The 14,143-nt window shown below is 71.3% G+C and carries 12 protein-coding genes and 1 tRNA gene; 9 read left to right on the top strand and 4 right to left on the bottom strand.

Translation table 11 applies throughout. The annotated features are described in order from the left end of the window. Positions 1–45: 45 nt before the first annotated feature. Positions 46–130, bottom strand: a tRNA-Leu gene (locus AC2EAQ_RS02035). A gap of 72 nt (positions 131–202) precedes the next feature. Between AC2EAQ_RS02035 and rnr the strand changes: the two genes are divergently transcribed. After that, complete coding sequence (gene rnr / locus AC2EAQ_RS02030; protein WP_484640036.1) at positions 203–2,476, top strand: ribonuclease R; 2,274 nt, start codon at positions 203–205, stop codon at positions 2,474–2,476. 51 nt (positions 2,477–2,527) lie between these two features. Here rnr and AC2EAQ_RS02025 read toward each other — a convergent pair whose 3' ends face one another. The 3 genes from AC2EAQ_RS02025 to AC2EAQ_RS02015 are packed head-to-tail and all read right to left on the bottom strand — an operon-like array spanning position 2,528 to position 6,682. Further along, positions 2,528–4,033 carry an NAD(P)H-hydrate dehydratase gene (locus AC2EAQ_RS02025; protein WP_484640035.1) on the bottom strand — a complete coding sequence of 502 codons (1,506 nt, stop codon included), beginning with the start codon at positions 4,031–4,033 and terminating at the stop codon, positions 2,528–2,530. A gap of 7 nt (positions 4,034–4,040) precedes the next feature. Further along, positions 4,041–5,345: an FAD-dependent oxidoreductase gene (locus AC2EAQ_RS02020; protein WP_484640034.1), complete on the bottom strand. Its 1,305-nt coding sequence runs from the start codon at positions 5,343–5,345 to the stop codon at positions 4,041–4,043. Then, positions 5,345–6,682: an amidase gene (locus tag AC2EAQ_RS02015; RefSeq protein WP_484640033.1), complete on the bottom strand. Its 1,338-nt coding sequence runs from the start codon at positions 6,680–6,682 to the stop codon at positions 5,345–5,347. Before AC2EAQ_RS02015 ends, AC2EAQ_RS02020 begins: the two co-directional genes overlap by 1 nt. 163 nt (positions 6,683–6,845) lie before the next feature. Here AC2EAQ_RS02015 and rpsB point away from each other — a divergent pair, with 163 nt between their 5' ends. The 8 genes from rpsB to rseP all read left to right on the top strand — a co-directional run bounded on the left by rpsB (position 6,846) and on the right by rseP (position 14,119). Beyond that, the gene (rpsB, locus tag AC2EAQ_RS02010) at positions 6,846–7,589 is read left to right on the top strand and encodes a 30S ribosomal protein S2 (RefSeq protein ID WP_484640032.1); all 744 of its coding nucleotides are present in this window, start codon (positions 6,846–6,848) and stop codon (positions 7,587–7,589) included. Positions 7,590–7,659: 70 nt separating this feature from the next. Beyond that, positions 7,660–8,556, top strand: a complete 897-nt coding sequence (gene tsf, locus AC2EAQ_RS02005; RefSeq protein WP_484640031.1) for a translation elongation factor Ts — start codon at positions 7,660–7,662, stop codon at positions 8,554–8,556. An 83-nt stretch (positions 8,557–8,639) separates the two neighbouring features. After that, the gene (gene pyrH, locus AC2EAQ_RS02000) at positions 8,640–9,350 is read left to right on the top strand and encodes a UMP kinase (RefSeq protein ID WP_484640030.1); all 711 of its coding nucleotides are present in this window, start codon (positions 8,640–8,642) and stop codon (positions 9,348–9,350) included. A gap of 28 nt (positions 9,351–9,378) precedes the next feature. Next, positions 9,379–9,939, top strand: coding sequence for a ribosome recycling factor (gene frr / locus AC2EAQ_RS01995; protein WP_484640029.1), 561 nt, complete (start codon positions 9,379–9,381; stop codon positions 9,937–9,939). Positions 9,940–9,968: 29 nt separating this feature from the next. Then, a complete protein-coding gene (gene uppS / locus AC2EAQ_RS01990) occupies positions 9,969–10,685 on the top strand; it encodes a polyprenyl diphosphate synthase (RefSeq protein ID WP_484640028.1) in 717 nt (238 codons plus the stop codon). Positions 10,686–10,701: 16 nt separating this feature from the next. Then, positions 10,702–11,541, top strand: a complete 840-nt coding sequence (locus tag AC2EAQ_RS01985; RefSeq protein WP_484640026.1) for a phosphatidate cytidylyltransferase — start codon at positions 10,702–10,704, stop codon at positions 11,539–11,541. Continuing rightward, a complete protein-coding gene (locus AC2EAQ_RS01980; protein WP_484640024.1) occupies positions 11,538–12,731 on the top strand; it encodes a 1-deoxy-D-xylulose-5-phosphate reductoisomerase in 1,194 nt (397 codons plus the stop codon). Before AC2EAQ_RS01985 ends, AC2EAQ_RS01980 begins: the two co-directional genes overlap by 4 nt. Continuing rightward, positions 12,728–14,119: an RIP metalloprotease RseP gene (rseP, locus tag AC2EAQ_RS01975; RefSeq protein WP_484640023.1), complete on the top strand. Its 1,392-nt coding sequence runs from the start codon at positions 12,728–12,730 to the stop codon at positions 14,117–14,119. Before AC2EAQ_RS01980 ends, rseP begins: the two co-directional genes overlap by 4 nt. The last annotated feature ends 24 nt before the right edge of the window (positions 14,120–14,143 follow it).

Genomic DNA, 14,143 nt, shown 5'->3' with positions numbered 1-14,143 from the left:
GGCCGGATCAACCGGCCCCGCATTCCACATTCCGTGTTCCTTCGATGGTGCCCAGGAGAGGACTCGAACCTCCACGCCGTTAAGCGCTAGTACCTGAAACTAGTGCGTCTACCAATTCCGCCACCTGGGCATCTCAGGAAACCAGGAGTTTAGCATCAAGAAATCACCCACCAATTCACCCCCCCTTGCCGGCGCTGCACTGATGAGCGAAGTCGAGGGCACGGTGCAGGGCCATCGCGACGGACACGGCTTCGTGCTGCGCGACCGCACCGAGGCGCCGGGGGCGCCCGACATCTACCTTTCCCCGCAGGAGATGCGGGCCGTGCTGCATCGCGACCGCGTCCGCGTGCGCGTGGTGCGCTACGACCGCCGCGGGCGCCCCGAAGGACAGGTGGTCGAGATCCTGGAGCGCCGCAAGGCGCCGATCATCGGCCGCCTGCTGCACGAGGCCGGCATCTGGCTGCTGGCCCCCGAGGACAAGCGCTACCAGCAGGACATCATCATCCCCAAGAGCGGCACCGCCAATGCCCAGGCGGGGCAGGTGGTGGCCGTCGAGCTGACCGAGCCGCCGTCCATGTTCTCGCAGCCCCTGGGCCGCGTGACCGAAGTGCTCGGCGAGATCGACGATCCGGGCATGGAGATCGAGATCGCGGTGCGCAAGTACGAGGTGCCGCACCGGTTCATGCCGGAGACCGTCGCCCAGGCCGCGGCCCTGCCGGACCGGCTGCGGCCCGCCGACCGGCGGCACCGCATCGACCTGACCGACGTGCCCCTCGTCACCATCGACGGCGAGGACGCACGCGACTTCGACGACGCCGTCTACTGCGAGCCGATGACCTCGGGCTCGGGCCGTTCGCGCAAGGCCTCGGGTTGGCGCCTGCTGGTGGCCATCGCGGACGTGTCCCACTACGTGCGGCCGGGCGAGCCGCTCGACCAGGACGCCTACGAACGCGCCACGTCGGTCTACTTCCCGCGGCGCGTGATCCCGATGCTGCCCGAGAAGCTCAGCAACGGCCTGTGTTCGCTGAACCCGGACGTGGACCGCCTGTGCATGGTGTGCGACATGGTCGTCACGCCCGACGGCGAGATCGAGGCCTACCAGTTCTACCCGGCGGTGATGCACTCGCATGCGCGCTTCACCTACACCGAGGTGGCGGCGATCCTGGCCAACACGCGTGGCCCGGAGGCGGCGCGACGCGCCGATCTCGTGCCGCACCTGGTGAGCCTGCACGAGGTGTTCCGTGCGCTGCTCAAGCAGCGGGCGCGGCGTGGTGCCGTGGAGTTCGAGACGTCCGAGACGCAGATCGTCTGCGACGACAACGGCCGCATCGAGAAGATCGTTCCCCGTACGCGCAACGACGCCCACCGGCTGATCGAGGAGGCGATGCTGGCGGCCAACGTGTGCGCGGCCGACTTCATCGCCACGCACAAGCACCCGGCGCTGTACCGCGTGCACGAGGGGCCGACGCCCGAGAAGCGGGTGACGCTGCAGAACTACCTTCGCGCGCTCGGGCTGAACTTCACCCTGAGCGACGAGCCCGCGCCCGCCGAGCTGCAGGTGATCGCCGACGCGACCAAGGACCGGCCCGACGCTCAGCAGATCCACGCCATGCTGCTGCGCTCGATGCAGCAGGCCATCTACACCGCCACCAACAGCGGGCATTTCGGCCTGGCCTACGAGGCCTACACGCACTTCACGAGCCCGATCCGCCGCTATCCCGATCTGCTGGTGCACCGGGTGATCAAGGCCTTGCTGGCCGGCAAGAAGTACCGGCTGGAGACCGAGAGCACCGAACCGGCGCCCGCGGTGCGGCGCGGCTCGCGCAGCGCCCGGCCTGCCACGGCGGAGGTCGAGCAGTGGGAGGGCGCCGGGGCGCACTGCAGCGCCAACGAGCGCCGCGCCGACGAGGCCTCGCGGGACGTCGAGGCCTGGCTGAAGTGCCGCTACATGCGCGACCGCCTGGGCGAGGAGTTCAATGGCACGGTCACGGCCGCCACCACGTTCGGCCTGTTCGTGCAGCTCGACGAGCTCTTCGTCGAAGGGCTGCTGCACATCACCGAGCTCGGCGGCGAGTACTACCGCTTCGACGAGGCGCGCCAGGAACTGCGTGGCGAGCGCACCGGGGTCCGCTACGGCGCCGGTTCGCGCCTGAGGGTGCAGGTCAGCCGGGTCGACCTCGACGCGCGCAAGATCGACTTCCGGCTGGTGCAGGAAGGCGCCGGAGAGCGCCTGCTCGCCCGCGGCCGCCGCGACAAGCCGGGTAGCGCGATGCCGCTGGCTGCTGCCGCGCCCGGCGATCCCAGCGCCGAGCTGGAAGAGGTCAAGAGCCAGGACCGGGAACTGCTCAAGGCGACGCGCCAGCGCCAGAAGGCCACGGCCTCCCGCGCCCGCGGTACCGCGTCCAAGGCGGGCGAGCGCAAGGGCAAGTCCGGCACGGCACGCAAGTCGAGCGACCGGCGGCGCGCGAGGCGCTGAGCCCGCGCCGGCAGGGTCCGCCGGACGGGGGCGCCGCGCTGGAGGCGGACGTCAGTCCGCGGCCAGGCGCCGCAGCAGGGCCGACGCCGTCAGGGGCAGGGCCGTGGCCGGGCCGGGGCCGGCGGCCAGTCCGTGCTCGTAGGCCGCCGCCGCGGCCGCGCCGAAGCCCGAAACGGCCGGCGCTGCGGCCTGCGCGCTCGACCACAGCCCCGCCAGCCAGCCGGCCAGCACGTCGCCGGACCCGGCCGTCGCGAGCCGCGCGTTGCCGGTGGTGTTGATGGCGGTCGTCTCGCCCGGCCCCGCTATGACCGTGCCCGAGCCCTTGAGCAGCACGGTGCATTCGAAGCGGTCGGCGATCGACCGCGCCGCCGCCAGCCGGTCGGCCTGGACGGCGCCGGCCGAGGCCTGCCCCAGCAGGCGCGCCGCTTCGAGCGGATGCGGCGTCAGCACGGTCTGAAGGCCGCGGCCGGCCCGGCCTGCCAGCAGGTGCTGCAGGGCCGTGTCGCCGGCGATCGCGTTCAGGGCGTCGGCGTCGAGCACGAGCCTGGGCGCGCGCGACAGCATCGCGGGCAGCACGCCGGCGATCCGGTCGCTGCCGCCGCAGCCGGCCACGACCGTCAGCCCCGTGCGCTCGGGTGCCGTGGCCCAGGCCAGCGGTCGCCACATCACCTCGGGCGATATTGCGTCCTCCAGGTAGGCTGCCGGGTCCAGCGCGCAGGCATAGACCCTGCCAGCGCCGCCGGCCAGGGCTGCACGGGCCGCGAGGCGAAGCGCACCCACCATGCCCGGCGCGCCGCCCACCGCCAGCACGTCGCCGAAGCTGCCCTTGTGCGCCTGATGCCCGCGCGCACGGCGCGTGGCGGACAGATTTTCGGGCCCGACCGTGCGGGCCGTCGCCGGCTCGGTCAGCCGCGCGGACGCCGAGTCCAGGTCGTCGAGCCAGATCCGTCCGGCGTGGTCGCGACCGGCCGCGGTGAACAGGCCGGGCTTCAGGGTCAACAGCGACAGCGTGTCCGTCGCCCGCACCGCCACGCCGGCGGCGAGCCCCGTATCGGCATCGAGCCCGCTCGGCAGGTCCACGGCCAGGCGGGGCCCCTCGACGGCATTGAAGCGGTTGATCAGGTCCGTGAACTCGGGACCCGGCGGTCGCGAGCCGCCCAGGCCGAAGAGGGCGTCGATCGCCACCGGCACCGGCCCGGCCAGTGGTTCGGCATGGATGGGCACTCCGGCGGCCGCCGCGCGTGCGAATGCGGCGGCGGCATCGGCCGGTCGGCGCGCGGGGTCGCCACGGTCGGTCACATGGACCTGCCAGCCGGCCCGGTGCAGCCACAGCGCCGCCTCGAAGCCGTCGCCGCCGTTGTTGCCGGGACCGCACAGCACCCACACATGGCGCGCGGTAGGCGCCAGTGCCAGCGTGAGTCGTGCCACCGCCTCGCCGGCTCGCTGCATCAGCGTCCCGGCCGGCAGCGCGCCGGCCGCTGCGGCCTCGATGCGGCGCGTGGCCGCAGCGTCGTGCAGCACCTGCTGCGGTGTGCCGGGAGGGATGTCGACGATCACGGCCGGATCATGCGCCGCGCCAGCGGCGGGGCGAGAACGGCGTCGGATCGACCGCCGGCGCGCGGTCGCCCATCAGGTCGGCCAGCAACCGGGCACTGCCGCAAGCCAGCGCCCAGCCGCTCGAGCCATGCCCGGTGTTGACCCAGACACCCGGCAGGCTGGCCGCCCCGATGGCCGGGGGGCCGTCGGGCAGCATCGGTCGCGCACCCTTCCAGGTCTGCGCGCTGCCGGTCTGGCGGACCGCGGCCGGGAACCAGTCCTCGAGCACGCGGTACAGCGTGGCCAGGGCCGCGGGGCGCAGCGTGCGGCCATCGCCCCCCAGCTCGGCGCTGCCCGCCACCCGGACCCGCTCGCCCAGGCGCGTGATGGCCACCTTGAAGCGCTCGTCCATCAGGGCCGCCCGGGGAGCCATGTCCGGATAGCCGTCGTGGCGGCGCACCGGCAGGGTGACGGAGTAGCCGTGCACGGCCTGCACCGGCAGGCGCAGGCTCGGCAGCAACGCGGGGGCACCGGTCGCTGCACACACCACGGCCGCGTCGAAGGCGGCCTGGCGTGGCGCCGCCGGCGGTGCGATGTCCTCGGTGGCGTCCGGCGTCGTGCCCTGCACGAGCAGGGTGACCGAGCCCGCCGCCGAGTCGATCGACCGCACAATGTGGTGGAAGTGGAACTGCACCCCGCGACGCTGCAGTGCCGCCTTCAGCTCGAGGGCGAACTGGCGGCAGTTGCCGGACTCGGAGTCTGGCAGATGGATGCCCGCCTTCAGGTCCGTTCCGGCCTCGAGCGCCGGCTCGATCTGGCGGCAAACCTCGGGCCCGACCAGGTGGAAGTTGACGCCGAGCTCGGCCAGCACCTTCAGGCCCGCCCGCGTCTGCGCCACCTCGCGGTCGCCGCGCAGCAGCACCAGCACTCCCTGGGACTGCTCGTGGTCGATGCCGTTGGCCGCCGCCACCGCGCGCGTGCGCTGCTGGCTGTCCCGGGCCAGGGCCAGCATGGCGCCGCGGCTGGCGGCATAGCGCTGCGGGTGGCATGCACGCCACCAGCGCCACAGCCACGCCGTCAGGGACGGCCCCGGCAGCCCGGCCAGGCGCACGGCTGCGTCGCGACTGAACATCTGCCCCAGCACCTTGGCGGCCATGCCCGGGGCCGCCCAGGGCGTCACGTAGCCCGGCGCCAGGAAGCCCGCGTTGGCGAAGCTGCCCTCGGTCGCGACGCTGCCCTGGCGTTCGAACACCGTCACCTCGTGGCCGTCCTCGAGCAACGCATGTGCCGTCGTGATGCCGACGATGCCCGCGCCGATGACTGCCACGCGCATCAGGCCGCACCTCGATGGCGGGTCAGTGCGGCCTCGACGGCCAGCGACACCGACAGCACGCGGTCGTCGGCCAGGGCCGGACCCCACACCATCATGCCGACCGGCCAGTCCCCGGCCCGGTGGCAGGGCAGCGACAGGGCGCAGCCGTCCAGCAGATTGACCATCGAAGGGTTGCGCAGCAGCCGCCCGTTGACGTCGAAGAACCGCGCATCGTCGGCCAGATCGGCGATCGGGGGCGCGACGATCGGCACCGTCGGCGACAGCAGCGCATCGAAGCCCGCCAGCGCGGCCTCGACCCGGGCGATCCAGCTCCGCCGTTCCGACAGCAGGGCTGCCAGCCCCGCTTCGCCGATGGCCTCTCCGCGGCGGATGCGCAGGGCCACGCGCGGGTCGTAGAGAGCTTCGAAGCGACGCAGCCGCTCGTGGTGCCAGGCCCAGCTCTCCGCGGCCGAAATGCCGCCGGTGCGCAAGCCCGAGCCCATGTCGATCAGCACCGGCAGGTCGACCTCGACGATGTCGGCACCAGCCGCTCGCAGGGCGTCGACCGCGCTCCCGAACGCCTGCGCCACCGCCGGCTCCAGTTCGTCGAGCATCAGGGTTCGGGGCAGCGCGAGACGCCACTGCTCCAGAGGCCGGCGATCCAGGGCCACCTTCCGCTCGGCCAGCACCTCGTGCAGACGCACCGCGTCGCGCACCGACAGGGTGATGGCGCAGGCCGTGTCGAGCGTCACCGACAAGGGGATGCAGTCCTCGGTCGGCGTCAGCCGCGCCGTGTTCTTGAATCCCACCAGGCCCTGCAGGGCGGCCGGGATGCGGATCGAGCCGCCGGTGTCCGAGCCCAGTGCCGCCCAGGCCGCGCCGCAGGCCACCGAGACCGCGCCGCCCGAGGTGGAGCCGCCCGGGATGCGCGGGCGCGCATCGAGCGCCGCGGTGGCCACATTGGCCGGCGTGCCATGGTGCGGGTTGATGCCCACGCCCGAGTAGGCGAACTCGGTCAGGTTGGTGTGGCCGACCAGCACGGCGCCGGCTCGGCGCAGGCGGGCCACGGCCGGTGCGTCGCGAAGGGCCGGCGCGGCATCCGCCAGGGACGCCGAGCCGGCGGTCGTCGGCTGCCCCTCGACGTCGAAGAGGTCCTTGACCGATACCGCCAGCCCGGCCAGCGGCGTGTGGGCCGAGGCCGTGCCGGCCGCAGCCCGGGCCTGTGCATCGAAGCGCCGGACGAAGGCGTGACGGGCGGCGGGGCTGTCCGCCTGCGCCAGGCAGGCTTCCAGTGCGTGCGCGGCGGTCAGGCGGCCCGACTGGCGTTCGAGGGCGGCGGCAGTGAGATCGGTCGGCATCGGATTCCCGGGTGCTACAATTCGGCGGTTTTTCCCGGCACAAACCCTGTTTCGGGACAAACCAATCGCGAACCGGCCCTCGAAAGGTGTCGTGGTCGCTTGCCGACGAGATTGGCGGGCCCACGATTCGCGCCGGATTCTAGAACCAACCTTCGGAGCCCTTATGCCCGTGTCGATGCGTGAAATGCTGGAAGCCGGCGTCCATTTCGGACACCAGACCCGCTTCTGGAACCCCAAGATGGCCCCGTACATCTACGGCCATCGCAACAAGATCCACATCATCAACCTCGAGAAGACGCAGCCGCTCTTCGAGAACGCGATGAAGTTCATCCGCCAGCTGGCCCAGAAGCGCGGCACCGTGCTGATGGTGGGCACCAAGCGCCAGGCGCGTGAAGTGATCGCCACGGAAGCCCGTCGCGCCGGCATGCCCTTCGTGGACCAGCGCTGGCTGGGCGGCATGCTCACCAACTTCAAGACGGTCAAGGGCTCGCTGAAGAAGCTCAAGGACATGAACGCCCAGGTCGAGGCCGGCACCCAGCCCGCGATCAAGAAGGAAGCGCTGATGTTCCAGCGCGAGATCGCCAAGCTCGAGAAGGACATCGGCGGCATCGCCGACATGAACGCCCTGCCGGACGCCATCTTCGTGATCGACGTCGGCTACCACAAGATCGCCGTGGCCGAGGCCGTGAAGCTGGGCATCCCGGTGATCGGCGTGGTGGACTCGAACCACTCGCCCGAGGGCATCGACTACATCATCCCCGGCAACGACGACTCGGCCAAGGCCGTGGCGCTGTATGCCCGCTCGGTCGCCGATGCGGTGCTCGAGGGCAAGGCCAACGCGACGTCCGAGGTGGTCCAGGCCGCTGCGGGTGGCGACGAGTTCGTCGAGGTCCGCGAGGAGGCCTGAGCGCCCCCGCGTCCTTGAACAAGGGGCACGTCGAGGCCCCTTTTTTCCAGTTTTCCAGGAGTTATCAGCAATGCCTGCAATCACCGCCAGCATGGTGGCAGAACTGCGCGCCAAGACCGACGCGCCGATGATGGAGTGCAAGAAGGCACTGACCGAAGCCGACGGCAGCATGGAGCGCGCCGAGGAGATCCTGCGCGTCAAGCTCGGCAACAAGGCCGGCAAGGCCGCTTCGCGCATCACCGCGGAGGGCGTCGTCGCCGCCGCCGTGGACGGCACCACCGGAGCCCTGGTGGAGATCAACTGCGAGACCGACTTCGTCTCCAAGAACGATTCCTTCCTCGCGTTCGCCAAGGCCGCCGCGTCGCTGGTGGCCCAGCATGCGCCCGCCGACGTGGCTGCGCTGTCGGCCCTGTCCTACAGCCAGGACGGCTTCGGCCCCACGCTCGAAGACGTGCGCAAGGGCCTGATCGGCAAGATCGGCGAGAACATGTCGATCCGGCGTTTCAAGCGCTATGCGGGTGGCGGCAAGCTGGCCCACTACCTGCACGGCACCCGCATCGGCGTGGTGGTGGAGTTCGACGGCGACGCCACGGCGGCCAAGGACGTGGCCATGCACGTGGCGGCGATGAAGCCCGCCGCCCTGTCGCAGGGTGACGTGCCGGCCGAGGTGGTCGACAAGGAACGCAAGATCGCTACCGAGAAGGCGGCCGAGAGCGGCAAGCCGGCCGACATCGTCGCCAAGATGGTCGAGGGCTCGGTGCAGAAGTTCCTGAAGGAAGTCTCGCTGCTGAACCAGGTGTTCGTGAAGGCCGCCGACGGCAAGCAGACGGTCGAGCAGATGCTCAAGGCCGCCGGCACCTCGGTGAAGGGCTTCACGCTCTACGTTGTGGGCGAAGGCATCGAGAAGAAGCAGGACGACTTCGCGGCCGAGGTGGCGGCCCAGGTGGCGGCTGCCAAGGGGCAGTGATCCAGGCCCCCGGACCACGCGGGCCGGGGGCAGGGCGGCCCGGCCCTTAAACTCGGGGCCTCTCCTCAGCTTCGAACCAACGCATGCCGGCCTACAAACGCATCCTGCTCAAGCTTTCGGGTGAAGCGCTCATGGGCGACGATGCCTATGGCATCAATCGCTCGACGATCGTGCGGCTGGTGCGGGAGGTGCAGGAGATCACCGAACTCGGCGTCGAGGTGGCCGTGGTGATCGGCGGAGGCAACATCTTCCGCGGCGTGGCCGGCGGGGCTGTAGGCATGGACCGGGCCACCGCCGACTACATGGGCATGCTTGCCACCGTGATGAACGCCCTGGCCCTGGCCGACTCGATGCGCCAGGAGGGGATGACGGCCCGCGTGATGAGCGCCATCGGCATCGAGCAGGTGGTCGAGCCCTATGTGCGGCCGAAGGCGCTGCAGTACCTGGAAGAAGGCAAGGTCGTCGTGTTCGCCGCGGGCACGGGCAACCCCTTCTTCACCACCGACACCGCCGCCGCCCTGCGCGGGGCCGAGGTCGGTGCGGAGATCGTGCTCAAGGCGACCAAGGTCGACGGCGTCTACACGGCCGACCCGAAGAAGGATCCGCAGGCCCGCCGCTATGCGACCATCGGCTTCGACGAGGCCATTTCCAAGAACCTGCAGGTGATGGACGCCACCGCGTTCGCGCTGTGCCGGGACCAGAAGCTGCCCATCAAGGTGTTCTCGATCGTCAAGCCCGGTGCGCTCAAGCGCGTCGTCATGGGCGAGGACGAAGGCACGCTGGTCCACGTGTGACCCGCGCTGCAGGCTGGAGACTGCTGACATGACCATTGCCGACATCCGCAAGAACGCCGAGGCCCGCATGGCCAAGTCGGTCGAGGCGCTCAAGAACGAGCTGAACAAGATCCGCACCGGCCGAGCCCACCCCGGCATCCTGGATCAGGTGCACGTCGAGTACTACGGCTCCATGGTGCCGCTGAGCCAGGTGGCCAACCTGAGCCTGCTGGACGCGCGCACGATCAGCGTGCAGCCCTGGGAGAAGGGCATGGGCCCCAAGATCGAGAAGGCGATCCGCGAGAGCGACCTCGGGCTGAATCCGAGCGCCCAGGGCGACCTGCTGCGCGTGCCGATGCCCGCGCTCACCGAGGAGCGCCGCAAGGAGCTGACCAAGGTGGTGCGGCATGCCGGCGAGGAAGGCAAGGTCGCGGTGCGCAACGTGCGCCGCGACGCCAACGAGTACCTGAAGAAGCTGCTCAAGGACAAGGCGGTGGCCGAGGACGAGGAGCGCCGCGCGCAGGACGACGTCCAGCGCCTGACCGACGGCGTCGTCGCCGAGATCGACCGCCTGATCAAGGCCAAGGAAGCCGAGATCCTCGCGGTCTGAGCCCGAACCCGGTGCAGCGCGACCCCAGCATGCCACGCCACGTGGCGATCGTGATGGACGGCAACGGCCGCTGGGCCAAGCGCCGCTTCATGCCGCGGTTCTTCGGTCACAAGCAGGGCGTCGATGCGCTGGTGCGCACGGTGCGCAGTTGCGCCGACCGGGGCATCGAGTACCTGACGGTGTTCGCGTTCTCCAGCGAGAACTGGAAGCGCTCGTCGGACGAGGTGTCCGGGCTCATGGGCCTGGTGCTGGTGGCGGTGTCCAAGTACCTGATGAAGCTGTCGGACGAGGGCGTGCGCATCCGCATCGTCGGCGACCGCGATGCGGTGGCCGACAAGGTGCGCGAGGCCTGGGACCATGCCGAGAGCGTGACGGCCCACAACACGCGGATCACCCTGTCGGTGGCGTTCAATTACGGCGGCCGCTGGGACGTGGTCCAGGCGGCGCGGCGCGCGATGAAGGACGGCATCCGTGCCGAGGACCTGGACGAGGACTGCCTGTCGCGCCGCATGGCGATGAGCTACGCGCCCGACCCCGACCTGTTCATCCGCACCGGTGGCGAGGTCCGCATCAGCAACTTCCTGCTCTGGCAGGTGGCCTACTCGGAGCTTTACTTCACCGACTGCCTGTGGCCCGATTTCGGCCCCGAGCAGATCGACGCCGCGATCGCCAGCTACCGCGAGCGCGAGCGCCGGTTCGGCGGCCGTCTGCCGGAGCCGGCGGCCGTGCAAGCGGCGACGGCCTGATCGGCACGCCGGGTCCATGCTGCTGCAGCGCGTGATCACCGCCGTCGTGCTGCTGGCCTTGCTGCTTCCGGCCCTGTTCGCTCCCGTGGTCTGGCCGTTCGCGGCCCTGAGCCTGGTGCTGATCGCTGCGGCCGGATGGGAATGGGCGCGCCTGAACGGCGTGGCCGCGGTGGCCGCCATCGGCCCGGGCCTGCTGCTGGCCCTGGCCGGCGCCTGGGCCCTGCACACTGCCGCTGTCTCTCGGGTGGCACCGGGCACCTGGTGGGCCGTCACCGCCCTGTGGCTGGTGTTCGGTGCCCTCGCGCTGCGCGGGGGGCCCAAGGCCTGGCCGCGCTGGCCGGCACCGCTGCGCCTGCTGGTGGGGCTGGTGGTGCTGTGGGCCGCGTGGCTGGCGCTGGCGCAGGCGCGCGCCCTGTCGATCAACTTCGTGCTGTCGGCGCTGTGCGTGGTGTGGGTGGCCGACATCGGTGCCTATTTCGCCGGCCGCACCTTCGGCCGGCGCAAGCTCGCGCCGTCGATCAGCCCGGGCAAGACCTGGGAAGGCGTCGCCGGTGGCATGGTCGGTGTTGCCGTGCTGGCCGTGGTCTGGCTCACGTTCGTCGACGGGTCGGTCGCGGCCGGTGGCGGCAGCCTCTTCGCGCATGTGCACGAGCGCGCCGGCTGGCCGGGCCTGGCGCTCGCGTGTGCCGCGCTGACCGGCCTGAGCGTGATGGGCGACCTGTTCGAGTCGCTCGTCAAGCGCGCCGCCGGAGCCAAGGACTCGAGCCGGCTGCTGCCCGGTCACGGCGGCGTGCTCGACCGGGTCGACGCCTTGCTGCCCGTGCTGCCGGCCGCCATGGCCCTGGGGGCGCTGTGAGCGCGGATCGCCAGCGCATCGCCGTTCTGGGCGCCACCGGCTCCATCGGTGTCAATACGCTCGACGTGATCGGGCGCCACCCTGACCGGTTCGAGGTCTTCGCGCTGACGGCCCAGCGTCGGGCCGATCTGCTCGAGCAGCAGTGCCTGAAGTTCCGTCCGGCCTTCGCGGTGCTGGGCGAAGCCGCGGCCGCGTCGGCCCTGCAGACTCGCCTGCGCGACCAGGGCGTCGGCACCCGGGTGCTCAGCGGAGCGCCGGCCCTGGCCGAGGTGGCGGCGCACCCGGACGTGACCACGGTCATGGCGGCCATCGTCGGCGCCGCGGGCCTGGAGTCCTGTCTCGCGGCGGCTCGGGCCGGAAAGCGGCTGCTGCTGGCCAACAAGGAGGCGCTGGTCGTGGGAGGCCGGCTCTTCATCGAAGCGGTGCAGGCGGGCGGCGCGACCCTGCTGCCCATCGACAGCGAGCATTCCGCGATCCACCAGTGCCTGCCCGCGGATCGCGCGGCCTGGGCCCAGCGCATCGACCACATCGTGCTCACCGCGTCGGGAGGGCCCTTCCGGCAACGCGCGGCCGACACGCTCCACGACGTCACGCCGGACCAGGCGGTGGCGCATCCCAACTGGGTCATGGGGCGCAAGATCTCGGTCGACTCGGCCACGATGATGAACAAGGCGCTCGAGGTGATCGAGGCGCGCTGGCTGTTCGACCTGGCGCCCGCGCAGGTGAGGGTGGTGATCCACCCGCAAAGCGTGATCCACTCGATGGTGGTGTGTCGTGATCATTCCGTGCTGGCGCAACTCGGCACGCCCGACATGCGGGTGCCGATCGCCTATGGCCTGGCCTACCCGGACCGGGTGGCTTCCGGCGCCGAGCCGCTGGACTTCGCCAGCCTGCGCGACCTGAGCTTCGAGGCGGCCGACCGCGTGCGCTTCCCCGGCCTGTTCCTGGCCTGGGACGCGCTGCAGGGTCCCGAGGGCAGCACGGCCGTGCTCAATGCGGCCAACGAGGAGGCGGTGGCCGCCTTTCTCGACGGCGCCATCCGCTTCACCGACATCCACCGTGTCAACGCCGGCACGATCGAAGCCGTAGTGCCGGGCGCCGGCGACGCGGCGTCCCTGGGCGACCTGCTGGCCCTGGAAGCGCGGGCTCGCCGGCATGCGAAGAGTCTGATCGCGGGGTGGCGCCGATGAGTGCCGTGACCACCGTGCTGGCCTTCCTGGTCACGCTGGGCGTGCTGATCGTCGTGCACGAATGGGGCCACTACCGCATGGCGCGGGCCTGTGGCGTCAAGGTGCTGCGCTTCTCGGTCGGCTTCGGCCGCGTGCTGTGGCGCTACCAGCGAACCCCCGACGACACCGAGTTCGTCTTGGCGGCGCTGCCCCTGGGTGGCTACGTGAAGATGCTCGACGAACGCGAGGACCCGGTGTCCCCGGGCGACCGGCATCTCGCGTTCAACACCAAGCCCCTGCGCCAGCGTGCCGCCATCGTCGCAGCCGGCCCGGCGGCCAACCTCGTGCTGGCGGTGCTGCTGTACGCGACGCAGAACTGGATCGGCATCGACGAACCCAAGGCGGTGCTGTCGGCGCCGGCCGCCGGCAGCCTGGCCGAGCGGGCGGGCCTGCGGTCGGGCGACTGGGTCCGGGCCACGGCCCCGGCCGGCTCGATGTCGGCCGAGGTCACTGAGGTCCACTCGATGACCGACTTCCGCTGGCAGGTGATGCAGGCTGCGATCGACCGCGAGCCGCTCCTGGTGGAAGTGTCGGACGCCACCGGCCGCGGCCTGCGCCGGGTCACGCTCGACCTCGACCGCGTCGACCGGGGCGACGTCGACAGCAGCTTCCTGAGCCGGGTGGTCGGCCTGCCACCGCCGTTCGCGCCGGCCGTGATGGGCGAGCCCATCGCCGGTGGTCCGGCGGCCCGTGCCGGACTGCAGACCGGCGACCGCGTGCTGCGGGTGGACGGCGAGCCCGTCCTCGACGCGCACCAGCTTCGCAGCCGGATCCGCAAGCTCGGCCCTGACGGCGAGGCGCGCCCGATGACCTGGTCGGTCGAGCGCCAGGGGCGCACGCTGGAGATCGTCGTGACTCCGCGCGTGCTCACCGACGGCGGTCAGCGCATCGGCCGCATCGACGCCATCGTCGGCAAGGTCCTGCCCGAGACGGTGACCGTGCGCAAGGGGCTGCTCGACGGTCTGGCCCGTGGGGCCTCGCTGACCTGGGAGCAGTCGGTGCTGACCCTCAAGATGTTCGGCCGCATGATCGTCGGCGAAGCCTCGCTGAAGAACCTGTCCGGCCCGATCACGATCGCCGACTACGCCGGGCAATCGGCCGAGCGGGGCGTCTCCTATTACCTCGGGTTCCTGGCCCTGGTCAGCGTCGGGCTGGGGGTGCTGAACCTGCTGCCGGTGCCGCTGCTCGATGGCGGGCACCTCATGTATTATCTTTTCGAGGGGCTCACCGGCCGCCCGGTGTCCGAGATGTGGCTCCGGTGGCTGCAACGTGGTGGCGCGCTGGTGCTGCTGCTGATGATGACCCTGGCCCTTTCCAACGACGTCGCCCGCCTGCTGGGCCTGCACTGACGCGGCGCCTCGCCCATGCGTCCG

It is taken from the genome of Aquabacterium sp. T101 (assembly GCF_057219775.1).
The sequence above is the reverse complement of the archived record's forward strand: the minus strand, read 5'-3'. Positions and strand labels throughout refer to the sequence as shown.